The 24717-nt window shown below is 62.6% G+C and carries 21 protein-coding genes; 1 reads left to right on the plus strand and 20 read right to left on the minus strand.

The features are described from left to right. Positions 1–41: 41 nt before the first annotated feature. The 20 genes from kdsA to rpsB all read right to left on the minus strand — a co-directional run bounded on the left by kdsA (position 42) and on the right by rpsB (position 23564). Entirely contained in the window at positions 42–887 is an 846-nt protein-coding gene (gene kdsA, locus CAG18_RS07845) for a 3-deoxy-8-phosphooctulonate synthase (protein ID WP_015269202.1), read from the minus strand. A 3-nt stretch (positions 888–890) separates the two neighbouring features. Continuing rightward, complete coding sequence (locus CAG18_RS07850; protein WP_004375437.1) at positions 891–2519, minus strand: CTP synthase; 1629 nt, start codon at positions 2517–2519, stop codon at positions 891–893. A 269-nt stretch (positions 2520–2788) separates the two neighbouring features. After that, positions 2789–4072 (minus strand): tRNA lysidine(34) synthetase TilS, encoded by a 1284-nt coding sequence (gene tilS, locus CAG18_RS07855; RefSeq protein WP_085720705.1) that lies wholly within the window; start codon positions 4070–4072, stop codon positions 2789–2791. Between the two features lie 141 nt (positions 4073–4213). Further along, positions 4214–5161, minus strand: coding sequence for an acetyl-CoA carboxylase carboxyl transferase subunit alpha (accA, locus tag CAG18_RS07860; RefSeq protein ID WP_013971263.1), 948 nt, complete (start codon positions 5159–5161; stop codon positions 4214–4216). A gap of 106 nt (positions 5162–5267) precedes the next feature. Further along, positions 5268–8792, minus strand: a complete 3525-nt coding sequence (gene dnaE, locus CAG18_RS07865; protein ID WP_013971262.1) for a DNA polymerase III subunit alpha — start codon at positions 8790–8792, stop codon at positions 5268–5270. 187 nt (positions 8793–8979) lie between these two features. Continuing rightward, the gene (gene rnhB, locus CAG18_RS07870; RefSeq protein WP_013971261.1) at positions 8980–9603 is read right to left on the minus strand and encodes a ribonuclease HII; all 624 of its coding nucleotides are present in this window, start codon (positions 9601–9603) and stop codon (positions 8980–8982) included. 1 nt (position 9604) lies between these two features. Then, positions 9605–10732, minus strand: coding sequence for a lipid-A-disaccharide synthase (lpxB, locus tag CAG18_RS07875; RefSeq protein ID WP_061551307.1), 1128 nt, complete (start codon positions 10730–10732; stop codon positions 9605–9607). A 1-nt stretch (position 10733) separates the two neighbouring features. After that, positions 10734–11510: an acyl-ACP--UDP-N-acetylglucosamine O-acyltransferase gene (gene lpxA, locus CAG18_RS07880; RefSeq protein ID WP_085720706.1), complete on the minus strand. Its 777-nt coding sequence runs from the start codon at positions 11508–11510 to the stop codon at positions 10734–10736. After that, a complete protein-coding gene (gene fabZ / locus CAG18_RS07885) occupies positions 11507–11947 on the minus strand; it encodes a 3-hydroxyacyl-ACP dehydratase FabZ (RefSeq protein WP_004375427.1) in 441 nt (146 codons plus the stop codon). Before fabZ ends, lpxA begins: the two co-directional genes overlap by 4 nt. Before the next feature lie 114 nt (positions 11948–12061). Beyond that, positions 12062–13117: a UDP-3-O-(3-hydroxymyristoyl)glucosamine N-acyltransferase gene (gene lpxD, locus CAG18_RS07890; protein WP_013971258.1), complete on the minus strand. Its 1056-nt coding sequence runs from the start codon at positions 13115–13117 to the stop codon at positions 12062–12064. A gap of 1 nt (position 13118) precedes the next feature. Beyond that, on the minus strand, positions 13119–13622 hold the full coding sequence (locus tag CAG18_RS07895; RefSeq protein ID WP_015269197.1) for an OmpH family outer membrane protein: 504 nt from the start codon (positions 13620–13622) through the stop codon (positions 13119–13121). 44 nt (positions 13623–13666) lie between these two features. Further along, on the minus strand, positions 13667–16027 hold the full coding sequence (gene bamA, locus CAG18_RS07900; RefSeq protein ID WP_013971256.1) for an outer membrane protein assembly factor BamA: 2361 nt from the start codon (positions 16025–16027) through the stop codon (positions 13667–13669). Positions 16028–16101: 74 nt separating this feature from the next. Then, on the minus strand, positions 16102–17454 hold the full coding sequence (gene rseP, locus CAG18_RS07905; protein WP_085720853.1) for an RIP metalloprotease RseP: 1353 nt from the start codon (positions 17452–17454) through the stop codon (positions 16102–16104). A 71-nt stretch (positions 17455–17525) separates the two neighbouring features. Continuing rightward, entirely contained in the window at positions 17526–18716 is a 1191-nt protein-coding gene (gene ispC, locus CAG18_RS07910; protein ID WP_085720707.1) for a 1-deoxy-D-xylulose-5-phosphate reductoisomerase, read from the minus strand. Further along, the gene (locus CAG18_RS07915; RefSeq protein WP_085720708.1) at positions 18713–19528 is read right to left on the minus strand and encodes a phosphatidate cytidylyltransferase; all 816 of its coding nucleotides are present in this window, start codon (positions 19526–19528) and stop codon (positions 18713–18715) included. Before CAG18_RS07915 ends, ispC begins: the two co-directional genes overlap by 4 nt. Then, complete coding sequence (gene uppS / locus CAG18_RS07920; RefSeq protein WP_015269194.1) at positions 19528–20283, minus strand: polyprenyl diphosphate synthase; 756 nt, start codon at positions 20281–20283, stop codon at positions 19528–19530. Before uppS ends, CAG18_RS07915 begins: the two co-directional genes overlap by 1 nt. 15 nt (positions 20284–20298) lie before the next feature. Further along, entirely contained in the window at positions 20299–20856 is a 558-nt protein-coding gene (gene frr, locus CAG18_RS07925; protein WP_004375414.1) for a ribosome recycling factor, read from the minus strand. Further along, positions 20853–21596 carry a UMP kinase gene (pyrH, locus tag CAG18_RS07930; RefSeq protein ID WP_003252294.1) on the minus strand — a complete coding sequence of 248 codons (744 nt, stop codon included), beginning with the start codon at positions 21594–21596 and terminating at the stop codon, positions 20853–20855. The genes frr and pyrH overlap by 4 nt, the downstream gene beginning before the upstream one ends. Positions 21597–21776: 180 nt before the next feature. Continuing rightward, on the minus strand, positions 21777–22640 hold the full coding sequence (gene tsf, locus CAG18_RS07935; protein WP_085720709.1) for a translation elongation factor Ts: 864 nt from the start codon (positions 22638–22640) through the stop codon (positions 21777–21779). A gap of 186 nt (positions 22641–22826) precedes the next feature. After that, the gene (gene rpsB, locus CAG18_RS07940) at positions 22827–23564 is read right to left on the minus strand and encodes a 30S ribosomal protein S2 (RefSeq protein WP_003252287.1); all 738 of its coding nucleotides are present in this window, start codon (positions 23562–23564) and stop codon (positions 22827–22829) included. A gap of 346 nt (positions 23565–23910) precedes the next feature. On the opposite strand from rpsB, the gene map reads away from it, so the two are divergent. After that, positions 23911–24693: a type I methionyl aminopeptidase gene (map, locus tag CAG18_RS07945; RefSeq protein WP_004375406.1), complete on the plus strand. Its 783-nt coding sequence runs from the start codon at positions 23911–23913 to the stop codon at positions 24691–24693. Positions 24694–24717: the final 24 nt, after the last annotated feature.

Here is a 24717-nt window from a genome sequence, read left to right on the forward strand (position 1 = left end):
TCAGGGGTGGATCGGACGGTACTTTACCCGAGAATTGAGCTTTACGCGGTTTCTACCGTCGGAAAACTTTTCACCAGGTCGTCCAGTTGCTTGAGCTGGGCCAGGAATGGCTCCAGTTTGTCCAGGCGCAGGGCACATGGGCCATCGCACTTGGCGTTGTCCGGATCGGGGTGTGCTTCGAGGAACAGCCCTGCCAGGCCTTGGCTCATGCCGGCCTTGGCCAGGTCGGTGACCTGGGCGCGGCGACCACCGGCGGAATCGGCGCGACCACCCGGCATCTGCAGGGCGTGGGTCACGTCGAAGAACACCGGGTACTCGAACTTCTTCATGATGCCGAAGCCGAGCATGTCCACCACCAGGTTGTTGTAGCCGAAGCTCGAACCACGCTCGCAGAGAATCAACTGGTCGTTACCGGCCTCTTCGCACTTGGTCAGGATGTGTTTCATTTCCTGGGGCGCGAGGAACTGGGCCTTCTTGATGTTGATCACTGCGCCGGTCTTGGCCATGGCCACCACCAGGTCGGTCTGCCGCGACAGGAAGGCCGGCAGCTGGATGATGTCGCACACCTTGGCTACAGGCTCGGCCTGGTAAGGCTCGTGCACGTCGGTGATGACCGGCACGTTGAAGGTGCGCTTGATCTCTTCGAAGATCTTCAGCCCCTCTTCCATGCCCGGGCCACGGTACGAGGTCACCGACGAACGGTTGGCCTTGTCGAAGCTGGCCTTGAACACGTACGGGATACCGAGCTTCTCGGTCACCCGCACGTACTCTTCGCAGACCTTCATTGCCAGGTCACGGGACTCCAGGACGTTCATGCCGCCGAACAGGACGAACGGCTTGTCGTTGGCTATCTCGATGTTACCGACGCGAATGATCTTCTGGGTCATTGATCAGGCCTTGTTCTTCTGAGCCAGGGCTGCCTTGACGAAGCCGCTGAACAGCGGGTGGCCGTCACGCGGGGTCGAGGTGAATTCCGGGTGGAACTGGCAGGCGACGAACCATGGGTGGTCCTTGGACTCCACCACTTCCACCAGCGCGCCGTCTTCAGAGCGGCCGGAAACCACCAGGCCGGCATCGATCAGTTGCGGCAGCAGGTTGTTGTTCACTTCGTAGCGATGGCGGTGACGCTCGGTGATCACGTCCTTGCCGTAGCAATCGTGCACCTTGGAACCGGCCGCCAGCTGGCAGTCCTGTGCGCCCAGACGCATGGTACCGCCCAGGTCGGAGGCTTCGCTGCGGGTTTCGACGGCACCGGTGGCATCGGCCCACTCGGTGATCAGGCCGACTACCGGGTGGCCGCTGTTGCGGTCGAACTCGGTGGAGTTGGCGTCCTTCCAGCCCATCACGTTACGGGCGAATTCGATCACGGCCACCTGCATGCCCAGGCAGATACCCAGGTACGGCACCTTGTTCTCACGGGCGTATTGCACCGCGGTGATCTTGCCTTCCACGCCGCGCAGGCCGAAACCGCCCGGCACCAGGATGGCATCGGCGCCTTCGAGCAGGCTAGTACCCTGGTTCTCGATGTCTTCCGAGTCGATGTAGCGCAGGTTGACCTTGGTGCGGTTGGTGATGCCGGCGTGGCTCATCGCTTCGATCAGCGACTTGTACGCATCCAGCAGCTCCATGTACTTGCCGACCATGGCGATGGTCACTTCGTGCTCAGGGTTGAGCTTGGCATCGACCACCTTGTCCCACTCGGACAGGTCGGCGCCATTGCACTGCAGGCCGAAACGCTCGACGACGAAATCGTCCAGGCCCTGTGCGTGCAGCACGCCCGGGATCTTGTAGATGGTGTCGACGTCTTCCAGCGAGATCACCGCACGCTCTTCAACGTTGGTGAACAGCGCGATCTTGCGACGCGACGAGGCATCGACCGGGTGGTCGGAGCGGCAGATCAGCACGTCAGGCTGCAGGCCGATGGAGCGCAGCTCCTTGACCGAGTGCTGGGTCGGCTTGGTCTTGGTCTCGCCAGCGGTGGCGATGTACGGGACCAGGGTCAGGTGCATCAGCATGGCGCGCTTGGAGCCCACTTCGACGCGCAGCTGGCGGATGGCTTCGAGGAACGGCTGCGACTCGATGTCACCCACGGTACCGCCGATTTCCACCAGGGCCACGTCGGCATCGCCGGCGCCCTTGATGATGCGACGCTTGATTTCGTCGGTAATGTGCGGGATGACCTGGATGGTCGCGCCCAGGTAGTCACCACGACGTTCCTTGCGCAGTACGTGCTCGTAGATGCGGCCGGTGGTGAAGTTGTTGTTCTGGGTCATGGTGGTGCGGATGAACCGCTCGTAGTGGCCCAGGTCGAGGTCGGTCTCGGCGCCATCGTGGGTGACGAACACTTCACCGTGCTGGAACGGGCTCATGGTGCCCGGATCGACGTTGATGTACGGATCCAGCTTGAGCATGGTGACCTTCAGGCCCCGCGCTTCCAGGATGGCCGCCAGGGAAGCCGAGGCAATGCCTTTCCCCAATGAAGAAACAACACCGCCCGTGACGAATATGTAGCGCGTCATGAAAAACCCTAGAAGTCTGCGTTAAGGCGGCCAGCGCCGCCGGAGAAAGCGAAGGAAGGCCGAAGCCCCCGATCACCTGCGTCAATCACAGTGCATCTCGAAAAACTGCCGCGTCTGTACAGACCAGGGGTATCCCCGGCATGGAGCTCGCTCGTCATTTTCAGAATCAGCCCAGCAAAAAACTGCTTGGTAATCGGCAACTCCTGTGTTTTCGCGGAACCCACAGAAGCTGTATCAAGAAGGGAGGGTAGTCTACCCGAATGTACCCTTCAGCTCAAACCTTGCGCGTTCGTCGGCAACTGCCAGGACAGCTGGCAATCAGCCTGCACCAGCCCGGGCAGGTTGGCCACCGCCAGCAAGCGTTCGCCCTGGTACAGCAGTGGCAGGCGCGGGCGCAGGAAAAGCGGCACCTGCAGTTCGTTTAACAGGCGCTTGAGGTCGCGTCGGCCGCGGCCGGGTACATCCAGCACTTCACCGCCCTGGCGGTAGGCAATGCGCAGGCCGTCCAGCGGCGCTGCGCCAACAAGACGCACCCTGCCGTTACCCGGCAACAGCAAAGGCTTGGCGGTATCAGCCCAGGGCAGTTCGCCGACGGGCAGCTGCAGCCAGTCACCACTCAACCACCAGATGCGGCCATGACTGCGCAGCAACTGCCCATCGGCAAGCTGCCAGGCGGGCCGGGCATCGGCCGCGGCATCGCGCAGGTCCGCCCAGCCGGCCCAGTGCCGGGTGTCGGGCAGCCGGGTACGGCGGCTCAGCCAGTACTGCAGGGCATTGCGCTGACGGGCCGGCGACAGCGCCACCAGGGTGGCCAGGTCGAGGGAGTCCAGCCCCGGCCAAGCCACCGGCGCGCCCTCCCCGGCGAGCGCCAGGTCGTCCTGGGCAAGCTCGTCCAGCAGGCCTTGGGCTTCGCTCAGGTGCTCGGCGGCGCGGGCCAGGTTCTGGCTGGCCTGCGGCCAACGTTGCCGAAGCAGCGGAAAGACTTCGCTGCGCAGGTAGTTGCGGGCAAATTGTGTGTCAGCGTTCGTCGGATCTTCGATCCAGGCCAGCCCATTGGCCTGGGCGTGGTCCTGCAGTTGCTGGCGGGAACAGCCCAGCAATGGCCTGACCAGGCTACCCTGCCCTAGCGCCCGCTGCCCCGGCATTGCAGCCATGCCACGCAGGCCTGCGCCGCGCAGCAGGCGGAACAGCAGGGTTTCGGCCTGGTCGTCGCGGTGCTGGCCGGTGAACAGGATGTCGCCTGGGCCGAGGGCTTGCCTGAAGGCAGCATAGCGGGCGTCGCGGGCGGACTGTTCGAGGCTGGCGCCGGGGATGACCTGGACGTGGATGACCTGGAGTTCGATGCCGAGATTGTCGCAGACGGTTTGGCAGTGGGCGGGCCAGGCATCGGCGGCGGATTGCAGGCCGTGGTGGACGTGGATGGCGCGCAATGGAGGGGATGCGTGATTGCGGGCGTAGTCGGCGAGCAGGTGCAGGAGGACGGTGGAATCGAGGCCGCCGGAGAAGGCGATGTACCAGACTGGGGCGTTGAGCCAAAGGGTGAGGTTGATCATCGAACCCGCACTCAATTCGAGAATGCATTCGCGGGTGAACCCGCTCCCACAGGGATCGCGCCGTTTCAGAGGGCTGCGCAGTACCTGTGGGAGCGGGTTCACCCGCGAACACCGGCGAAGCCGGTGCCATTCATCTCGCTATCAGATACCGTAGCTCATCAGGCGATCGTAACGGCGGGCCAGCAGCGCGTCATGGTCGAGCTTGCCGAGCATGTCCAGCTGCTGTACCAGGTCGGCACGGATGCTTTCCGACATCTTCGCCGGGTCACGGTGGGCGCCGCCCAGCGGCTCCTGGATGACCTTGTCGACGATGTTCAGGCTCTTCAGGCGCTCGGCGGTGATGCCCATGGCTTCGGCTGCGTCGGCTGCCTTGTCGGCAGTCTTCCACAGGATCGAGGCGCAGCCTTCCGGCGAGATCACCGAGTAGGTGGAGTACTGCAGCATGTTCAACTGGTCGCACACACCGATGGCCAGCGCACCGCCGGAACCACCCTCACCGATCACGGTGGCGATGATCGGGGTTTTCAGGCGCGCCATCACGCGCAGGTTCCAGGCGATGGCCTCGCTCTGGTTGCGCTCTTCGGCGTCGATGCCCGGGTAGGCGCCCGGGGTGTCGATGAAGGTCAGGATCGGCATCTTGAAGCGCTCGGCCATTTCCATCAGGCGGCAGGCCTTGCGGTAGCCTTCAGGGCGCGGCATGCCGAAGTTGCGGCGTACCTTCTCGCGCACTTCGCGGCCCTTCTGGTGACCGATGACCATGACCGGCTTGCCGTCCAGGCGGGCAGTACCGCCGACGATGGCAGCGTCGTCCGAGAAATGACGGTCGCCGTGCAGTTCTTCGAACTCGGTGAAGATGTGCTCCAGGTAGTCCAGGGTGTAAGGACGACGCGGATGACGAGCCAGGCGGGCGATCTGCCAGCTGGTCAGGTTGCCGAAGATGCTTTCGGTCAGGGTGTTGCTCTTGTCTTGCAGACGGGCAATTTCATCGCTGATGTTCAGCGAATTGTCGTTGCCTACCAGGCGCAGGCCTTCGATCTTGGCTTGCAGGTCGGCAATCGGCTGTTCGAAATCGAGAAAATTCGGGTTCATAGTCATCCGTCTTGGGTCTACGGCCAGGCGGCCGGCCGGTTGATCCGTTTGGCGCCCTACCTTAAGGGATCAGGCGCATTCAGGTCGAGATTAAATTTTTGTCGGTTCAACGATATTGCAGGAAGACGTTCTCACGCCCGAACTGGTCACGCAGCGCCTGAATCAGCCCATCGGCCGGGTCGATAGCCCACTGCTCGCCGAACTGCAGCATGGCCTTGGCGTCGCTGCCGGTGTATTCGAGGGTGATCGGGCAAGCGCCGCGATGTCGGGTAATCAACTCGCCCAGCCACTTCAGCCGGTCGCCCTTGAGCGCTTCGTGTGCCACCTTCAGGCGCAGGCTCTCGGCCAGCTTGGTGCGCGCATCCTCCATGGTCATCACCTGCTTCACCCGCAGGCGCAGGCCACCGGAGAAATCGTCGTTGCTGACCTCGCCTTCGACCACCACCATGGCATCGGTCTGCAGCAAGGACTGTGCCGCCATGAAGGCATCGGCAAACAGCGACGCCTCGATGCGCCCGGAGCGGTCATCCAGGGTGACGAAGCCCATCTTGTCGCCCTTCTTGTTCTTCATCACCCGCAGGGCAATGATCATGCCGGCGATGGTCTGGGTATCGCGTGACGGCTTGAGGTCGATGATGCGCTGGCGGGCGAAGCGGCGGATCTCGGTCTCGTACTCGTCGATCGGGTGGCCGGTGAGGTACAGGCCAAGGGTGTCCTTTTCGCCCTTCAGGCGTTCCTTGAGGGTCAGTTCGCGCACCTTGCGGTGGTTGGCGTAGACGTCGGCATCCGCCTCTTCGAACATGCCGCCGAACAGGTCGACGTGGCCACTGTCAGCTGTGTGGGCGGCCTGCTCGGCAGCCTTGATGGCCTCGCCCAGCGCCGAGAGCAGGGTTGCACGGTTGATATCGATATTGGCGTGGTAGGCCTTGATCTCGTCATGGAAGTGCGGGCCCAGGCGGTCCAGCGCACCACTGCGGATCAGCGCGTCGAGGGTACGCTTGTTGACCCGTTTGAGGTCGATGCGCTCACAGAAGTCGAACAGGTCCTTGAATGGGCCACCCTGGGCGCGAGCCTCGACGATCGCCTCCACCGGGCCCTCGCCGACGCCCTTGATGGCGCCCAGGCCGTAGACGATGCGCCCGTCATTGTTGACGGTGAACTTGAAGTCGGAGAAGTTCACGTCGGGCGCGTCGAGGCGCAGCTTCATGCTGCGCACTTCCTCGACCAGCACCACCACCTTGTCGGTGTTGTGCATATCCGCCGACAACACCGCAGCCATGAACGGCGCCGGGTGGTGGGTTTTCAGCCATGCGGTCTGGTACGAAACCAGGCCATAGGCGGCGGAGTGGGATTTGTTGAAGCCGTAACCGGCGAACTTTTCCACCAGGTCGAAGATGTTACCAGCCAGGTCTGCATCGATATTGTTGTTGGCACAACCTTCGATGAAACCACCGCGCTGTTTGGCCATTTCCTCGGGCTTCTTCTTACCCATCGCACGGCGCAGCATGTCGGCGCCGCCGAGGGTATAACCAGCCATCACCTGGGCGATCTGCATCACCTGTTCCTGGTACAGGATGATGCCGTAGGTCGGTGCCAGCACCGGCTTCAGGCCTTCGTACTGGTAGTCCGGATGGGGGTAGGCGAGCTCGGCGCGGCCGTGCTTGCGGTTGATGAAGTCGTCCACCATGCCCGACTGCAGCGGGCCTGGGCGGAACAGCGCCACCAGTGCGATAAGGTCTTCCAGGCAGTCGGGCTTGAGCTTCTTGATCAGCTCTTTCATGCCCCGCGATTCAAGCTGGAACACCGCCGTGGTTTCGGCCTTCTGCAACAGCTCGTAGGTCTTGCGGTCGTCCAGTGGGATGAAGTCGATGTTTACATCGGGCAGGTTCTTCTTGGCCTGCTCGCGGTTGATGATCTCCATCGCCCACTTGATGATGGTCAGGGTCCGCAGGCCGAGGAAGTCGAACTTCACCAGGCCGGCGGCCTCGACGTCATCCTTGTCGAACTGGGTTACCAGGCCGCCGCCCTCTTCATCACAGGCGATCGGCGAGAAGTCGGTGAGCTTGGTGGGGGCAATGACCACACCACCGGCGTGCTTGCCGGTACCGCGTGTCACGCCCTCGAGCTTCAGGGCCATGTCCCAGATTTCGCGGGCGTCTTCGTCACCCTTGAGGAAGTCGCGCAGGATCTCTTCCTGCTCGTAGGCCTTTTCCAGGGTCATGCCCACTTCGAACGGGATCATCTTCGACAGGCGGTCGGCCAGGCCGTAGGACTTGCCCTGTACCCGCGCCACGTCTCGCACCACCGCCTTCGCCGCCATGGTACCGAAGGTGATGATCTGGCTGACCGCGTTGCGGCCATAGGCTTCGGCCACATAGTCGATCACCCGGTCACGGCCATCCATGCAGAAGTCAACGTCGAAGTCGGGCATGGAAATACGTTCAGGGTTGAGGAAGCGCTCGAACAGCAGGTCGTAGGCCAGCGGGTCGAGGTCGGTGATCTTCAGTACATAGGCCACCAGCGAGCCAGCACCCGACCCCCGGCCCGGGCCGACCGGCACACCGTTGTTCTTGGCCCACTTGATGAAGTCCATCACGATCAGGAAGTAACCGGGGAAGCCCATCTGGATGATGATGTCCAGTTCGAACTTCAGGCGGTCCAGGTAAACCTGGCGCTTCTCTTCGTAGTTGGGCGTGGTCTCTTTCGGCCACAGCACTGCCAGGCGCTCTTCCAGGCCTTCGTGGGACACATGCCGCAGGTAGTCATCGATGCCCATGCCATTGGGCGTGGGGAAGTCGGGCAGGAAGTACTTGCCCAGCTGCACCTGGATGTTGCAACGCTTGGCAATCTCGACGGTGTTGGCAATGGCGTCGGGCAGGTCGCTGAACAGTTCGGTCATTTCTTCGGCCGACTTCAGGTACTGCTGGTCGCTGTACATCCTTGGACGGCGCGGGTCGTCAAGGGTCCAGCCCTCACCGATGCATACGCGGGTTTCGTGAGCATCGAAGTCCGATTGCTTGATGAAACGCACATCGTTGGTTGCCACCAGCGGAGCGCCGAACCTGTCGGCCAAGGCCACGGCGGCGTGCACATATTCCTCGTCGCGGGCGCGGTTGGTGCGCTGCACCTCGACATAGAAGCGCTCGGGGAACATCGCCATCCAGTCCTGCAGCAGGGCCTCGGCTTCATCTTGCCGCCCCGCCAGCAAGGCCATGCCGATGTCACCTTCCTTGCCTGCGGACAGGGCGATCAGGCCCTCGCTGGCCGGGGCGATCCATTCACGCTGAAGGATCACCAGGCCGTTGCGCTGGCCCTCGGTCCAGCCGCGCGAGATCAGCTCGGTGAGGTTGCGGTACCCCTTGGGGTTCATGGCCAGGAAGCAGATACGCGACAGCGGTGCTTCCGGGTCGGCAGCGGCCAGCCACAGGTCGGCGCCGCAGATCGGCTTGATGCCCGCGCCCATGGCAGTCTTGTAGAACTTTACCAGCGAGCACATGTTGCTCTGGTCGGTGATCGCCACCGCCGGCATGTTCATCCCGGCCAGCGCCTTGGCCAGCGGCTTGATCCGCACCAGGCCGTCGACCAGCGAGAATTCGGAGTGGACGCGCAGGTGAACGAAGGGAACCGACATGGAAGATCCTGTAGCAGTGCTGAACGACAAGGGCGGGATTGTAGCGTAAATGGGGATGTTTTTTGGGGCTGCTTCGCAGCCCTTCGCGGGCACGCCCGCTCCCAGAGGAATATCATCGCCCTCGGGAACGGCGCCATACCTGTGGGAGCGGGCGTGCCCGCGAAGGGCCGCAAGGCGGCCCCAGAGGTCAGATCAGGGAGTCGGTGACGCCTTCACGTGCGTCCCACGCAGCCCGCACCGGGGCAAAGGAGCGCCGATGAATGGGCGTAGGCCCCAACCGTGCCAGCGCCTCGAGGTGCACCGGGGTCGGGTACCCCTTGTGCCCACCAATGCCATAACCCGGGTAGATCAGCTCGAATGCGCTCATCTCCCGGTCACGGGTCACCTTGGCCAGGATCGACGCCGCCGCGATGGCCGGCACCTGGCTATCGCCCTTGACTACCGGCGACGCCGGTACGGCCAGTTTCGGGCAGCGGTTACCGTCGATCAGGGCCAGCTTCGGTGTAATGTGCAGGCCTTCCACCGCGCGCTGCATGGCCAGCATGGTCGCATGCAGGATGTTCAGGCGGTCGATTTCCTCGACCTCGGCACGCGCGATGCAGAAGCTCAAGGCCTTTTCGCAGATCTCGTCGAACAGCGCTTCGCGCTTGGCTTCGGTGAGTTTCTTCGAATCGTTCAGGCCGAGGATCGGGCGCGCCGGGTCGAGGATCACCGCCGCGGTCACGACTGCACCGCACAGCGGGCCACGGCCCACTTCGTCGACGCCCGCGACCAGGTCCTCGACCAGGTTGAAGTCCAGTCCAATTTGCATGTCAGCGGTCCTTGAGCAAGGCCAGTACCGCCTCGGCCGCCTGGTTGGAGGCGTCACGGCGAAGGGTGCGGTGAATTTCGTCGAAACTTTCGGTCTGCCGGCTGCCATCGGCTACCAGCGGAGCCAGGGTATTGGCCAGTGCTTCGCTGGTGGCGTCATCCTGCAGCAGCTCGGGTACCAGCGCACGCTGGGCCAGCAGGTTCGGCAACGAAACGTAGGGGCTCTTTACCAGGCGTTTGAGGATCCAGTAGGTCAGGGGCGCCAGGCGATAGGCCACAACCATCGGCCGCTTGTACAGCAGCGCTTCGAGGGTGGCAGTACCCGAGGCGATCAGCACCGCGTCACAGGCCGCCAAAGCCTGGTGCGACTGGCCATCGAGCAGGGTCAGCGGCAGCTTACGCCCTTCGAGCATCTGCTCGATCTGGGCACGCCGCGCGGCATTGGCACAGGGCAGTACGAAACGCACGCCCGGTACCTGCTGGCGCAGCCTTTGGGCAGCATCCAGGAACAGTGCCCCCAGGCGCCCTACTTCGCCGCCCCGACTGCCCGGCATCAACGCCACTACCGGCCCTTCGCCCAGGCCAAGCGCGGCACGCGCCGCAGGACGGTCGGCTTCTAGCGGGATGGTATCGGCCAACGGGTGGCCAACGAAGCGCACTGGCACGCCCTGCTCTTCATAGAACCGCGCCTCGAATGGCAACAGCGTCAGCATCAGGTCGCAGCCTTCGCGAATCTTCAGCACACGCTTCTGCCGCCAGGCCCATACCGACGGGCTGACGTAGTGCACGGTCTTGATCCCGGCCTGACGCAGTTTCAGTTCGATGTTGAGGGTGAAGTCGGGGGCATCGATGCCGATGAACACATCGGGCTTTTCGCCGATCAGGGTCTCGATCAGCAGCTTGCGCCGCTTGAGCAGCTCGCGCAGGCGCCCCAGCACTTCGACCAGGCCCATGACGGCCAGGCGCTCCATGGGGAAATAGGATTGCAGGCCTTCGGCTTCCATCAAGGGACCACCAACGCCGATGAACCGTACATCGGGGTGGCGTGCCTTGATGGCACGCATCAAGCCTGAACCGAGAATATCGCCGCTGGCCTCACCTGCGACCAAGGCTACGCAAAGCTGGGCCATGTCAGCGGGTGATGCCGCGGGCGGAGCTCACGATCGACTGGCGGAACAGATCGACCTCAGGGTGCTTCGCAGCCAGTTCGTCCAGCTCCTTGAGCGCGTCTTCGACGGTCAGGCCCTGGCGATAGACAATCTTGTAGCAACGGCGCAGCACATGGATCACCTCGTCGCTGAAACCCCGGCGGCGCATGCCTTCGAAGTTCATGCTGCGGGCTTCGGCCGGGCTGCCGAACACGGTGACGAAGGCAGGGACATCCTTGCCGATCGCCGTGCCCATGCCGGAAAACGCGTGGGCACCGATATGGCAGTACTGGTGCACCAGGGTGTAACCGGACAGGATCGCCCAATCCCCCACGTGCACATGGCCGGCCAAGGCCGTGTTGTTGACCAGGATGCAGTGGTTGCCGATAACGCTGTCGTGGCCGATGTGGGCATAGGCCATGATCAGGTTATGGTCACCGACGGTGGTTTCCGAACGGTCCTGGACGGTACCGCGGTGAATGGTCACCCCTTCGCGGATCACATTGTGGTCACCGATCACCAGGCGCGTCGGCTCACCCTTGTACTTGAGGTCCGGGGTGTCTTCGCCGATCGAGGAAAACTGAAAGATACGGTTGTGCTTGCCGATGCGGGTCGGCCCTTTGAGCACAACATGCGGGCCGATAACGGTGCCCTCCCCGATCTCCACATCAGGGCCAATGATCGACCAGGGGCCGACCTCGACACCATCGGCCAGCCTGGCCGAGGGGTCGATAATGGCCCGAGGATCAATCGAATTCATAGGGAGCGTTCCGCACAGGTGATTTCTGCCGAGCAAACCGGCTTGCCGTCGACCAGGGCGCGGCACTCGAATTTCCAGATCATGCTCTTGCGGCTGAGGAACTTCGCCTCCAGCACAAGCTGGTCACCCGGCAGTACCGGCTGACGGAAACGCAGCTTGTCGGAGCCGACGAAGTAGTACAGGGTGCCATCGGCCGGTTTGGCGTCGAGCATCTTGAAACCGAGGATACCCGCGGCCTGTGCCATGGCTTCGATGATCAGGACGCCCGGCATGATCGGGTGCGCCGGGAAATGGCCGTTGAAGAACGGCTCGTTGATGCTGACATTCTTGTAGGCACGAATGCTCTGGGCCTCGTAGTCCAGCTCCGTCACGCGGTCCACCAACAGGAACGGGTAACGGTGAGGCAGGTATTCGCGAATCTCGTTGATGTCCATCATTTCGGGGGGGAAGCCTGTAATAAGAATAGGGAGCGCAGGTGCTGACCACACGCTCCTTTTGCAGTCCAAAGAGGAGCCAGCTAGCGACTGTTCACTCTTGCTCAGGGAATGGTATCAGCCTTCTGATGTCGGCTGGCCACCTGAGGTCACGGTATCGACGCGTTTTTCCAGCTGCTGGAGACGCTTGGCCATGTCGTCCAGGTGGCGGATACGCGCGGCGCTCTTGCGCCATTCAGCCAGTGGCTGCATGGCAGTGCCGGAAGAATAGGCACCCGGTTCGGTGATCGAACGGGTCACCATGGTCATCCCGGACACGAAAACGTTATCACAGACATCGATATGACCCACCATGCCGACACCTCCGGCAATGGTGCAATGCTTGCCGATGCGCGTGCTGCCGGAAATCCCGACGCAGGCAGCCATGGCCGTGTGCTCACCGATCTGCACGTTGTGGGCGATCTGGATCTGGTTGTCGAGCTTGACCCCATCAGCGATGCGCGTATCCGACAGTGCCCCGCGGTCGACCGCAGTGTTGACACCGATTTCCACGTCGTCGCCGATGGTAACACCACCGATCTGGGCAATTTTGCGCCACACGCCCTTCTCGTTGGCAAAACCGAAGCCTTCACCGCCAATCACGGCACCTGACTGGATGACCACACGCTTTCCGATGGTCACATCATGGTACAGGGTGACCCTCGGGGCCAGCCAGCCGCCCTCACCGATCACGCAACGGGCACCGACCACACAGTGTGCACCCACACTGACATTAGCCGCGATGCGCGCACCGCTTTCGATGACCGCGAACGGCCCGATGCTGGCACTGGCGTCCACCTGCGCGTCCTCGGCCACCACGGCGCTGGGATGAATACCCGCCACAGCCTTGGGTTTGGGGTCGAACAGGTGGGAGATGCGCGCATAGGCCAGATACGGGTCGGCGACGATCAGCGCATTGCCGGCAAAGCCTTCGGCGTCCGCCGCCTTCAGCAGCACCGCAGCCGCCTGGCTGCTATCCAGGAACTTGCGGTACTGCGGGTTGGCGAGGAAGCTCAACTGACCTGGGCCAGCCTCCTGCAAGGTGGCCAGCCCGGTAATCTGCAGCGCCTCGGGCCCCTTGAGAGTGGCGCCGAGGGCCTCGGCCAACTGGCCTAGCGTCATGGTCACAGTCATATCAACGGGCTTGGTTCATGCGCTCGATGACCTGGCGGGTGATGTCGTACTGAGGCTTGACATCGATGACCGCGCCACGCTCGAGGACCAGGTCGTAACCACCCTTCTTGATCACTTCCTCGACAGCGCCATCCAGCTTCGGCTTCAGTTGCTTGAGCATGTCGCGGTCAGCAACGGCCTTGGCTTCGTTCAGTTCTTTGGACTGGAACTGGAAGTCACGGGCCTTCTGCTTGAACTCGAGTTCCAGGCGCTCGCGCTCCTGCTGCTGCATCTTGTCGCCGCCCTTGATCAGACGGTCCTGGATGCCCTTGGCGCTGCTTTCCAGGCTTTTCAGCTTGGTCAATTGCGGGCCGAACTTCTTCTCGGCATCCACCGCGTATTTCTTGGCGGCGTCCGACTCCAGCAGGGCCATCTGATAGTTCAGGACGGCAACCTTCATTTCGGCGAAAGCCGGGGTGGCGACAAGCGCCGCGGCCACTACGGCCAGTTGGGTCAACTTACGCACGATGCACTCCTGGATAAACCGTTGTCATTAAGCGAGGGCCGACCTCAGAAGGTCTGGCCCAGAGAGAATTGGAACACCTGGGTGTCGGCATCGTCCGGCTTCTTGACCGGCATTGCCAGGCTGAAGCTCAGCGGGCCCAGTGCGGTGATCCAGGTCACGCCCAGGCCGACCGAGCTGGCCATACCCGAGAAACCGACCTTCTCGCAATCAGGCTGGTTGCCGCAATTGGTGTCGAACACGTTACCCACATCCCAGAACACGGACGTGCGCAGCGAACGCTGATCCTTGACGAATGGCAGCGGGAACAGCAGCTCCACACCACCTTGTACCAGCACGTTGCCACCAAACGGCAACGGATCCTGGTCCGGGTCGGCGATGGTGCCTGGCTTGCCGCCGTTGGCCTCGCCGCGGCTTGGGGTACTGCGTGGGCCCAGGCTGCTGTCCTTGAAGCCACGGACGGAGTTGAAGCCACCCGCGAAGTAGTTCTCGTAGAACGGCAGGCCGGAGGTGCTGCCGTAACCATCACCATAGCCCAGCTCGGTGTGCAGGCGCAGGGTGTAGTCGTTGGTAATCGGCTTGAACAGCTGGCCGCGGTAGTCGAGCTTGAAGAACGACAGGTCGCTGCCCGGAATGGTGGATTCCAGGGTCAGGCTTTGCGAGTGACCACGGGTCGCCAGCACGCCTTTGTTCAGGGTCGACTCCGACCAGCCGATCGAGGCCTTGAAGTTCAGGAAGCTGTCGCCTTCCTCTTCGAGGAAATCGAAGATCTCGTCAACGGTGTACTTGCCGGTCTTGATCTTGTCCTGCTGCACGCTCAGGCCATAGGTCAGGCGCGAGGTCTCGCTGATCGGGTAGCCGAGGCTGACGCCTGCACCGTAGCTGTCCACCGCGTAGCTGGCCACGTCGACGTCGAGGTCGTCGTAGTCGGTGCTGCGGTAGAAGGCGTTGTAACCCAGGCTCACGCCATCGGCAGTGAAGTAGGGGTCAACGAAGCCGAAGTTGTAGCGGGTCTGGTATTCCGAACGGGTCAGGCCGATGGATACCTTGTTACCGGTACCGAGGAAGTTGCTCTGGCTGATCGAACCACCGAGGATCAGGCCGGCGCTCTGGGCGAAACCGACGCTGGCGGTGATCGAGCCGGAGGCCTGTTCCTCGACGCTGTAGTTGACGTCGACCTGGTCGTCGGTGCCCGGCACCGGCGGGGTCTCGACGTTCACTTCCTTGAAGAAGCCCAGGCGTTCCAGGCGGGTCTTGGACTGGTCGATCAGGTAGGTCGAGGCCCAGCCGCCTTCCATCTGGCGCATTTCGCGACGCAGCACTTCGTCTTCGGTCTTGGTGTTGCCGCGGTAGTTGATGCGGTTGACGTAGGCACGCTTGCCCGGGTCGACCACGAACATGATGTCGACGGTGTGGTCTTCATCGTTCGGCTGCGGCACACCGTTGACGTTGGCGAAGGTGTAGCCTTCGTTACCCAGGCGGCGGGTGATCAGCTCGGAGGTGCTGGTCATCACCTTGCGCGAGAACACCTGGCCAGGCTGCACCAGCAGCAGCGACTTGACCTGATCTTCCGGCACCTTCAGGTCACCGGACAGCTTCACGTCACGGACGGTGTACTTCTCGCCTTCGTTGATATTGACGGTGATGTAGACGTGTTTCTTGTCCGGCGTGATGGACACCTGGGTGGAGGCGATGTCCATGTTGATGTAGCCGCGGTCCAGGTAGTAGGAACGCAGGCGCTCCAGGTCACCGGAGAGCTTTTCGCGGGCGTACTTGTCGTCGTTCTTGAAGAACGACAGCCAGTTGGTGGTCTTCAGCTCGAACAGCTGCGCCAGGGTCTCGTCGTCGAACACGTTGTTGCCAACGATGTTGATGTGCTGAATGGCGGCGACGGTGCCTTCGTTGATCTTGATCTTCAGCGCCACGCGGTTGCGCGGCTGCGGCACCACCTCGGCGTCGACCTCGGCCGAATAGCGGCCCTGGGCCACGTATTGGCGCTGCAGTTCGTTACGCACACCTTCGAGGGTGGCACGCTGGAAGATCTCGCCTTCGGCCAGGCCGGATTGCTTCAGGCCTTTCATCAGGTCTTCGGTGCTGATGGCCTTGTTGCCTTCGATCTCGATGCTCGACACCGACGGGCGTTCGACCACGTTGATGATCAGGACATTGCCATCGCGGTTCAGCTGAATGTCCTGGAAGAAGCCGGTCTTGAACAGGGAACGGGTCGACTCCACCAGTCGGCGGTCATCGGCCTGGTCGCCGACGTTCAGCGGCAAGGCACCGAAGACACTGCCGGCGGAAACCCGCTGCAGGCCGTTGACGCGGATATCGGAGATGGTGAAGGACTCGGCGTGAACTTCAGCGATCATCAGTGCGGACATGACCGCAGTTAGCAGCAGACGTTTCATGAAGTCCTTTTATTCCAACTGGCAATAAACAGCCCGCCGCGACAAGACGGCAGGTTTCGCAATTGAGCGAAGCTTTATAGTCGACCCAGATCGTTGATCAGGGCGAGCAACATCACCCCTATGACCAAACTGATACCGATCTGGACCCCCCAACCTTGCACCCGATCCGACAGCGGACGACCGCGCACCCACTCGACCAGGTAAAACAGCAAATGCCCCCCATCCAGAACCGGGATGGGCAGCAGGTTAAGAACCCCCAGGCTTATGCTCAGGTAGGCCAGGAAATTCAGGAAATCCCCCACGCCGGACTGGGCTGAAGCGCCCGCCACTTTAGCAATGGTTATCGGTCCGCTCAAGTTTTTTACCGAGAGCTCCCCGAACAGCATTTTCTTCAGCGATTCAAGGGTCAGGACGCTCATGTTCCAGGTGCGTGACAAGCCCTCACTCACCGCATCCAGCGGGCCGTAGCTGACTTCGCGAAGCATGCTGGCAGGCCATTCGCCACCTTTTACCCCGGCGCCCAGATAGCCGCCGGCCGCCTTGCCCTCGCCCTTGCGCGCCAGGATGACCGGGACGTCCAGCGCAGCACCATCGCGCTCGACACGCACAAGAACCTTGGCTTGCGGGCGGGCCCGCACGGCATCGACCACCTGCTGCCATTCGCTCACTGCCACGCCATCGAGGGCCAGCAGCTTGTCACCGGTTTTCAGGCCCGCAGCGGCAGCCGGCCCCTTCGGATCGATCTCGGCCAACACCGGCAAGATCGCCGGGCGCCAAGGGTGCAGCCCAAGGGACTGGATCGGGTCCGGCTCGTCGGCGCCCTTGAGCCAGCTGTCCAGCTTCACCTGCAGCTGGCGCTCGGCGCTGGTGCCCTCTTCACGCACGCCAATCTGCAAGGTGCCGCTCTCGCCCAGGCGGCGAACCAGTTGCAGGTTGACCGCAGACCAACCATTGGTCGGCTTGCCGTCGATGGAGACGATTTCCTGACCTGCGGTCAGGCCTGCCGATGCTGCCAGGCTGCCCGCATCGACCGCGCCGATCACCGGGCGGATCTGCTGGGTACCCAGCATCGCCAGCACCCAGAAGAACAGGATGGCCAGCAGGAAGTTGGCAACCGGGCCCGCCGCGACGATCGCGATGCGCTGGCGCACGGACTTGCGGTTGAACGACTGCTCGATCAGCGCCGGCGGCACGTCCCCCTCGCGCTCGTCGAGCATCTTGACGTAGCCACCCAGCGGGATCGCCGCGACCACGAACTCGGTGCCATGGCGGTCATGCCAGCGCAGCAGCGGCGTGCCGAAGCCCACCGAGAAGCGCAGCACCTTGACACCGCAGCGGCGTGCCACCCAGAAGTGGCCGAATTCATGGAAAGTGACCAGTACACCCAAGGCTACGAGGGTGCCGATAATCATGTAGAGCGCTGTCATATCCATCTCCGAATGATGTTCAGCGGGCTGGCATCATGCCCAGCCCCCTCGTGAACCGTGGCGGGCCTGCATCAGCGACCGTGACGCCTCAGCCACTCACGGGAAAGCTCCCGGGCACGCTGGTCGGCGGCGAACACCGCGTCCAACGACGGCAGCGGTACGACGGGCTCCTGATCGAGCACCTGTTCGATCATACCCGCGATCTCCGGGAAGCGGATACGCCGCTGGAGAAATGCCTCGACTGCGACCTCGTTTGCCGCATTGAGCACGGCCGGTGCGCTGTTGCCGGCCTCGGCAGCCTGCCGCGCCAGGCGCAGGCAAGGGAAGCGCTGTTCGTCGGGCGCCTGGAAGTCCAGACGGGCGATGGCGAACAGGTCCAGCGGTGCCACACCGGAATCGATCCGCTCGGGCCAGGCCAGGGCGTTGGCGATGGGTGTGCGCATGTCCGGGTTACCCAACTGCGCCAGCACCGAACCGTCCACATAATCCACCAGGGAGTGGATCACGCTCTGCGGGTGCACTACCACCTCGACCTTGGCCGGTGCGGCATCGAACAACCAGCAGGCCTCGATCAGCTCCAGGCCCTTGTTCATCATGCTGGCCGAATCCACGGAAATCTTGCGCCCCATGGACCAGTTGGGGTGCGCGCAGGCCTGTTCCGGGGTGACGTCCAGCAACGCCTCGACGGGCGTCTCGCGGAACGGGCCACCGGAGGCAGTAAGCAGGATCCGGCGCACGCCGACGGCACTCAGGCCGCGCGCGTAGTCGCCGGGCATGCACTGGAAGATCGCATTGTGCTCGCTGTCGATCGGCAACAGCACGGCACCACTGCGCCGCACCGCCTCCATGAACAGCGCGCCGGACATCACCAGCGCCTCCTTGTTGGCCAGCAACACCTTCTTGCCCGCCTCGACCGCCGCCAGGGTGGGGCGCAGGCCGGCGGCACCGACGATGGCGGCCATCACCGCGTCCACTTCCGACGCAGAAGCCACCTGGCACAACCCGGCCTCGCCTTCCAGCACCTCGGTGGCGCAGCCCGCTGCTACCAGGCTTTCGCGCAGTCGCGCGGCCGCCTCGGCGCTCGGCACCACGGCGAATGCCGGGCGATGGCGCACGCACAGGACCTGCAAATCGTCGATACGCGAATAGCCACTCAGAGCGAACACCTGGTAGCGGTCGGGATGACGCGCGATGACATCCAGCGTGCTCAGGCCGATGGAGCCGGTGGCCCCGAGCACGGTAATACGCTGCGGACGGCTCACATCACACCCCATTCGGCGGCCCATAGCAGCACGGCGAAAATAGGGATCGCCGCAGTCAGGCTGTCGATGCGATCGAGTACCCCACCATGGCCAGGCAACAGGTTGCTGCTGTCCTTGATGCCGGAACGGCGCTTGAACATGCTTTCGGTCAGGTCACCGACCACCGAAGACATGACCACCAGGGCTGCACTCAGCAGGCCCAGCAGAATCTGGCCGAAGCCCCAGTCGCGACTGATGCCGACCACCAGGGTAATCACCAGGCTGACCGCCAGGCCGCCATACACGCCTTCCCAGCTTTTGCCAGGGCTCACCTGAGGCGCCAGCTTGCGCTTGCCGAAGGCACGGCCGGAGAAGTACGCGCCAATATCGGCAGCCCACACCAGCACCATGACCGACAGGATCAGCCAGTTACCCAGCGGCCAGTGCTTGAGCAGCACCAGACCCTGCCAGGCCGGCAGCAAAACCAGCAGGCCGATCAGCAACCGGCAGGCTGCACTGGCCCACAGCTCGCTACTACGTGGATAGGTAAGCACCAGCCAGGTGGCCAACCCCCACCAGATCACCGCAGCGCCCAGCACCCAGGGCGCCAGCTCCGGAAGGATGTACAGCAGCATCAGCGCTCCGGCGACGACCACGGCATAGGCGATGCGCAGCGGCTGGGCCATGAGCCCGGCCAGACGCGCCCACTCCCAGGCGCCGAGGGTCACCACTAAGCCGATGAACAGGGCGAAGTCCCCACCGTTGAGCAGGAAGAAGCCACCCAGCGCGATCGGCAGCAGGATCAGCGCGGTAATGATGCGTTGTTTAAGCATTAAGCACGAGCTCCAGCCTCGACCTGCTCGCTGGTCTTACCGAAGCGGCGCTGGCGCGAAGCGAAATCGGCCAGGGCGTTGCGCATGGCCTCGTGTTTGAAGTCCGGCCAGTACAGGTCGGAGAAGTACAGCTCGGCGTAGGCCAGCTGCCACAACAGGAAGTTGCTGATGCGGTGCTCGCCACCGGTGCGGATGCACAGGTCCGGCAGCGGCAACTCGCCGGTTGCCAGGCAGGTCTGCAGCAGGCCCGGGGTGATGTCTTCCGGGCGCAGGTGCCCGGCTTGCACCTCCCGCGCCAGCCGCTGGGCGGCCTGGGCGATGTCCCACTGGCCACCGTAGTTGGCCGCGATCTGCAGGATGAAGCGGTTGTTGCCGGCGGTGAGCGCCTCGGCCTCGCGCATGGCGGCCTGCAGCTCGGGATGGAAGCGCGAACGGTCACCGATGATACGCAGGCTGATGTTGTTCTCGTTGAGGCGTTTGGCCTCGCGGCGCAGGGCCGAGAAGAACAGTTCCATCAGCGCACCGACCTCTTCGGCGGGACGCTGCCAGTTCTCGCTGGAGAAGGCGAACAGGGTCAGCACCTCGACCCCGGATTCGGCACAGACTTCGATGACCGCGCGAACGGCGTCTACACCCGCCTTGTGCCCGGCAACGCCGGGCAACAGGCGCTTTTTCGCCCAGCGGTTGTTGCCATCCATGATGATCGCGACATGACGCGGCACCGAGGACGGCGCCGCTGGCTTGGTCTTTTCCATTAAAAAGCCCCGGCCTTAGACGGCCATCAGGTCCTTTTCCTTGGCTTTGAAGGCTGCATCGACTTCGGCAACGTACTTGTCGGTCAGCTTCTGGATCTCGTCAGCGGCGCGACGCTCTTCGTCTTCGCTGATTTCCTTGTCCTTGGTCAGCTTCTTCAGGTCGGCCAGAGCGTCACGGCGCACATTGCGCACGGCTACCTTGGCATCCTCGGCAACGCCACTGGCCTGCTTGGTGTAGCCCTTGCGGGTTTCCTCGGTCAGGGCCGGCATCGGCACACGAATGGTGGTGCCGGCGCTGGACGGGTTCAGGCCCAGGTCGGAGGTGAGGATGGCCTTTTCGATGGCAGCACTGAGGTTCTTGTCGTGGGCGACGATCTTCAGGGTGCGGGCATCTTCGACGGTGATCGCGGCCACCTGGTTCAGTGGCATCTCGCTACCCCAGGCAGTGACCTTGACGCTGTCCAGGATGCTTGGGTGGGCGCGACCGGTGCGGATTGCCGCGAGGTTGCGAGCCAGGGCTTCGATAGACTTGCCCATGCGCTCCTGCGCGTCTTTCTTGATGTCGTTGATCATGCTTGGCCTTCCTCGATCAGAGTACCTTCAGCGCCACCCACCACGATGTTCAGCAGGGCGCCAGGCTTGTTCATGTTGAATACCCGCAATGGCATCTTGTGGTCACGGCACAGGCAGATTGCGGTCAGGTCCATCACACCCAGCTTGCGATCCAGGACCTCGTCGTAGGTCAGGTGATCGAACTTCTCGGCATGCGGGTCCTTGAATGGATCGGCAGTGTACACACCATCGACCTTGGTCGCCTTCAGCACCACGTCGGCATCGATTTCGATGGCGCGCAGGCAGGCGGCGGAGTCGGTGGTGAAGAACGGGTTGCCGGTACCGGCGGAGAAAATTACCACATCCCCGGAGTTGAGGTGGCGAATAGCTTTGCGACGATCGTAATGATCGGTGACACCGACCATGGAAATGGCCGACATGACCAGGGCCGGGATGTTCGAGCGCTCCAGCGCGTCGCGCATGGCCAGGCCGTTCATCACGGTAGCCAGCATGCCCATGTGGTCACCGGTGACGCGATCCATGCCGGCTGCGCTGAGCGCGGCGCCGCGGAACAGGTTGCCACCACCGATCACCAGGCCGACCTGGACACCGATCCCTACCAGCTGGCCAACTTCGAGGGCCATGCGATCCAGCACTTTCGGGTCGATCCCGAAGTCTTCCGAGCCCATCAGGGCCTCGCCGCTAAGTTTGAGCAAAATGCGTTTATAGCGAGGTTGGCGACCACTCACCTGCTGAGCCATTGCGAGTCTCTCCTGCGGCGTACTTTTAGAAAATTCGTGCGGGCTGTTTGCAGCCTGCTAACTGTAGCGTGGCACCGCTTCGGTGCCAGCGACGACGGGCCTTATAAACCCTTCGCCGTTTTGACAAAGAGGCTGCGCGCGTGAGCGGGCAGCCTCTTTGGGGCGACAGACGGGGCTGTCTTACTGCTTGGCAGCAGCGACCTGAGCGGCAACTTCAGCAGCGAAGTCGTCGACTGGCTTCTCGATGCCTTCGCCTACCTTGAAGTAGGTGAAGGAAACGATTTCAGCGCCGGCTTTCTTGGCCAGATCGCCAACCTTGACTTCCGGGTTCATGACGAAGGCTTGCTCTTTCAGCGAGGCTTCGGCCTTGAACTTGGTGATACGGCCGTTGATCATGTTCTCGACGATGTTTTCCGGCTTGCCGGCGATCTTGTCGGCGTTCAGCTGCAGGAAGACGTTCTTCTCGCGCTCGATGGCTTCAGCGGAGATTTCCGACGAATCCAGGAACTCAGGGTTCGAAGCTGCAACGTGCATGGCGATGTTCTTGGCCAGCTCGATGTCGCCGCCTTTCAGAACAACGGCAGCGCCGATCTTGTTGCCGTGCAGGTAGGCACCGACAACGTCACCCTCAACGCGCACCAGGCGACGGATGTTGACGTTCTCGCCGCACTTGGCAACCAGGGCTTCACGAGCAGCTTCACGCGAAGCGATCAGCGGAGCAGCGTCGGTCAGTTTCTGGGCGAAGGCTTCTTCGATGCTGTCGGCTACGAAAGCCTTGAAGTCGTCTTGCAGGGCCAGGAAGTCGGTCTGCGAGTTCACTTCCAGCAGGACGGCGGATTTACCGTCGGTCTTGACGGCGATAGCGCCTTCAGCAGCGACGTTGCCAGCCTTTTTGGCGGCCTTGATGGCGCCCGAGGCACGCATGTCGTCAATGGCTTTTTCGATGTCGCCGCCGGCCTTTTCCAGGGCCTTCTTGCAATCCATCATGCCTTCGCCGGTACGCTCGCGCAGTTCTTTGACCAGCGCTGCAGTAATTGCTGCCATTTCAAAATCCTCTTGGAAAGTTTTTCAACCATTCCACCCGTTCGTCACGGGCGTTCAATTCTGCAAATCCACTGTGTTTATCTCAGCGGGCCCATGATGCGGGGCCGATGCTGACAGCAGGATTTCAAGGTGGCAAAAAGGGGGCAGAGCCCCCTTTTTGCGTGCCAAGTCGACGCTAGCGTCTAATTACTCGGCAGCAGGTGCAGCCGCTTCTTCAGCGTAAACTTCGGTGCCGCCGGCAACGTTGTTGCGGCCGCGGATGACTGCGTCAGCCATCGAAGTCATGTACAGCTCGATAGCGCGGATGGCGTCATCGTTACCTGGGATGATGTAGTCAACACCTTCCGGGCTGCTGTTGGTATCGACAACGCCGATTACCGGGATGCCCAGCTTGTTGGCTTCGGTGATCGCGATGCGCTCGTGATCAACGTCGATAACGAACAGAGCGTCTGGCAGACCACCCATGTCCTTGATGCCGCCCAGGCTGCGATCCAGTTTTTCCAGGTCGCGGGAGCGCATCAGGGCTTCTTTCTTGGTCAGCTTGGCGAAAGTGCCGTCTTCGGCCTGGGTTTCCAGGTCGCGCAGGCGCTTGATCGAAGCGCGGATGGTCTTGTAGTTGGTCAGCATGCCGCCCAACCAACGGTGGTCAACGTACGGCGAACCGCAACGAGCAGCTTGCTCGGCGACGATCTTGCCGGCGGAACGCTTGGTGCCGACGAACAGGATCTTGTTCTTGCCCTGGGCCAGGCGCTCTACGAACGACAGAGCGTCGTTGAACATTGGCAGGGTTTTTTCCAGGTTGACGATGTGGATCTTGTTACGCGCGCCGAAAATGTACTTGCCCATTTTCGGGTTCCAGTAACGGGTCTGGTGGCCGAAGTGCACACCGGCCTTCAGCATATCGCGCATGTTGACTTGGGACATGATAGTTCCTTGATAAGTCGGGTTGGGCCTCCACGTATCCCAATGACCAACCCGCGAATTCTGCAACTCGGGGCACCCAGGTCATCGTGTCGACACGTGTGTGGGTTAAGTGCTGACGGGGTCGTCCCCGAAAGCGGCGCATTTTATACCACAGACCGCGACCGAACGGAACCCGGATACCGTTGCGTCCGTCAGCGGTTTTTGCAGCACCCCGGCTTTCGCGCCAGAATGCCAGCTGTAGACAGCAGCATTGCCGCCTTTATCCCGACCGATCGGCGCCCTGCTCTGCTAGAATCCGGCCTTTCCCGTTTGTTCGCGCCGTGCACGGCGCTGTAGAGAGCCTGTAATGACCGTCACCATCAAGACCGCAGAAGACATCGAGAAGATGCGCATCGCCGGCCGTCTGGCCGCCGAGGTGCTGGAAATGATCGAGGAACACGTCAAGCCCGGTGTCACCACCGAAGAGCTGGACCGCCTGTGCCACGACTACATCGTCAACGTCCAGCAGGCCATCCCGGCACCGCTCAACTACAAGGGCTACCCGAAGTCGATCTGCACCTCGATCAACCATGTGGTCTGCCACGGCATCCCCAACGACAAGCCGCTCAAGGACGGTGACACGCTGAACATCGACGTCACCGTGATCAAGGACGGCTACCACGGCGATACCAGCCGCATGTTCCACGTCGGTACCGTGCCGGTATGGGCCGAGCGCCTGTCCAAGGTGACCCAGGAGTGCATGTACAAGGCCATCGAACTGGTCAAGCCGGGCTGCCGACTGGGCGACATCGGCGAAGTGATCCAGAAGCACGCTGAAAAGAACGGTTTCTCGGTGGTACGCGAGTTCTGTGGCCACGGCATCGGCAAGGTGTTCCACGAAGAGCCGCAGATCCTGCACTACGGCCGCGCCGGCACCGGCATGGAGCTGAAGGAAGGCATGACCTTCACCATCGAGCCGATGATCAACCAGGGCAAGGCCGACACCAAGGTGCTGGGCGACGGCTGGACCGCCATCACCAAGGACCGCAAACTCTCGGCCCAGTGGGAGCACACCCTGGTGGTGACCGCGACCGGCTACGAGATCTTCACCCTGCGCAAGGACGACACCATCCCGCGCACCTCGGCCTGACCGCACTCCCACAGGCCACCCTAC

It is taken from the genome of Pseudomonas sp. B22(2017), assembly GCF_002113105.1.
Classification (GTDB): Bacteria; Pseudomonadota; Gammaproteobacteria; order Pseudomonadales; family Pseudomonadaceae; genus Aquipseudomonas; species Aquipseudomonas asiatica.

Coding starts and splice junctions, on each gene's coding strand:
- kdsA (WP_015269202.1), bottom strand. CDS start 887: ATGACCCAGAAGATCATTCGCGTCGGTAACATCGAGATAGCCAACGAC.
- rseP (WP_085720853.1), bottom strand. CDS start 17,454: ATGACAGCGCTCTACATGATTATCGGCACCCTCGTAGCCTTGGGTGTA.
- rnhB (WP_013971261.1), bottom strand. CDS start 9,603: ATGCAAATTGGACTGGACTTCAACCTGGTCGAGGACCTGGTCGCGGGC.
- pyrH (WP_003252294.1), bottom strand. CDS start 21,596: ATGGCTCAGCAGGTGAGTGGTCGCCAACCTCGCTATAAACGCATTTTG.
- tsf (WP_085720709.1), bottom strand. CDS start 22,640: ATGGCAGCAATTACTGCAGCGCTGGTCAAAGAACTGCGCGAGCGTACC.
- tilS (WP_085720705.1), bottom strand. CDS start 4,072: ATGATCAACCTCACCCTTTGGCTCAACGCCCCAGTCTGGTACATCGCC.
- map (WP_004375406.1), top strand. CDS start 23,911: ATGACCGTCACCATCAAGACCGCAGAAGACATCGAGAAGATGCGCATC.
- rpsB (WP_003252287.1), bottom strand. CDS start 23,564: ATGTCCCAAGTCAACATGCGCGATATGCTGAAGGCCGGTGTGCACTTC.
- lpxD (WP_013971258.1), bottom strand. CDS start 13,117: ATGACTGTGACCATGACGCTAGGCCAGTTGGCCGAGGCCCTCGGCGCC.
- lpxA (WP_085720706.1), bottom strand. CDS start 11,510: ATGAATTCGATTGATCCTCGGGCCATTATCGACCCCTCGGCCAGGCTG.
- CAG18_RS07915 (WP_085720708.1), bottom strand. CDS start 19,528: ATGCTTAAACAACGCATCATTACCGCGCTGATCCTGCTGCCGATCGCG.
- accA (WP_013971263.1), bottom strand. CDS start 5,161: ATGAACCCGAATTTTCTCGATTTCGAACAGCCGATTGCCGACCTGCAA.
- frr (WP_004375414.1), bottom strand. CDS start 20,856: ATGATCAACGACATCAAGAAAGACGCGCAGGAGCGCATGGGCAAGTCT.
- fabZ (WP_004375427.1), bottom strand. CDS start 11,947: ATGATGGACATCAACGAGATTCGCGAATACCTGCCTCACCGTTACCCG.
- CAG18_RS07850 (WP_004375437.1), bottom strand. CDS start 2,519: ATGACGCGCTACATATTCGTCACGGGCGGTGTTGTTTCTTCATTGGGG.
- dnaE (WP_013971262.1), bottom strand. CDS start 8,792: ATGTCGGTTCCCTTCGTTCACCTGCGCGTCCACTCCGAATTCTCGCTG.
- bamA (WP_013971256.1), bottom strand. CDS start 16,027: ATGAAACGTCTGCTGCTAACTGCGGTCATGTCCGCACTGATGATCGCT.
- uppS (WP_015269194.1), bottom strand. CDS start 20,283: ATGGAAAAGACCAAGCCAGCGGCGCCGTCCTCGGTGCCGCGTCATGTC.
- lpxB (WP_061551307.1), bottom strand. CDS start 10,732: ATGGCCCAGCTTTGCGTAGCCTTGGTCGCAGGTGAGGCCAGCGGCGAT.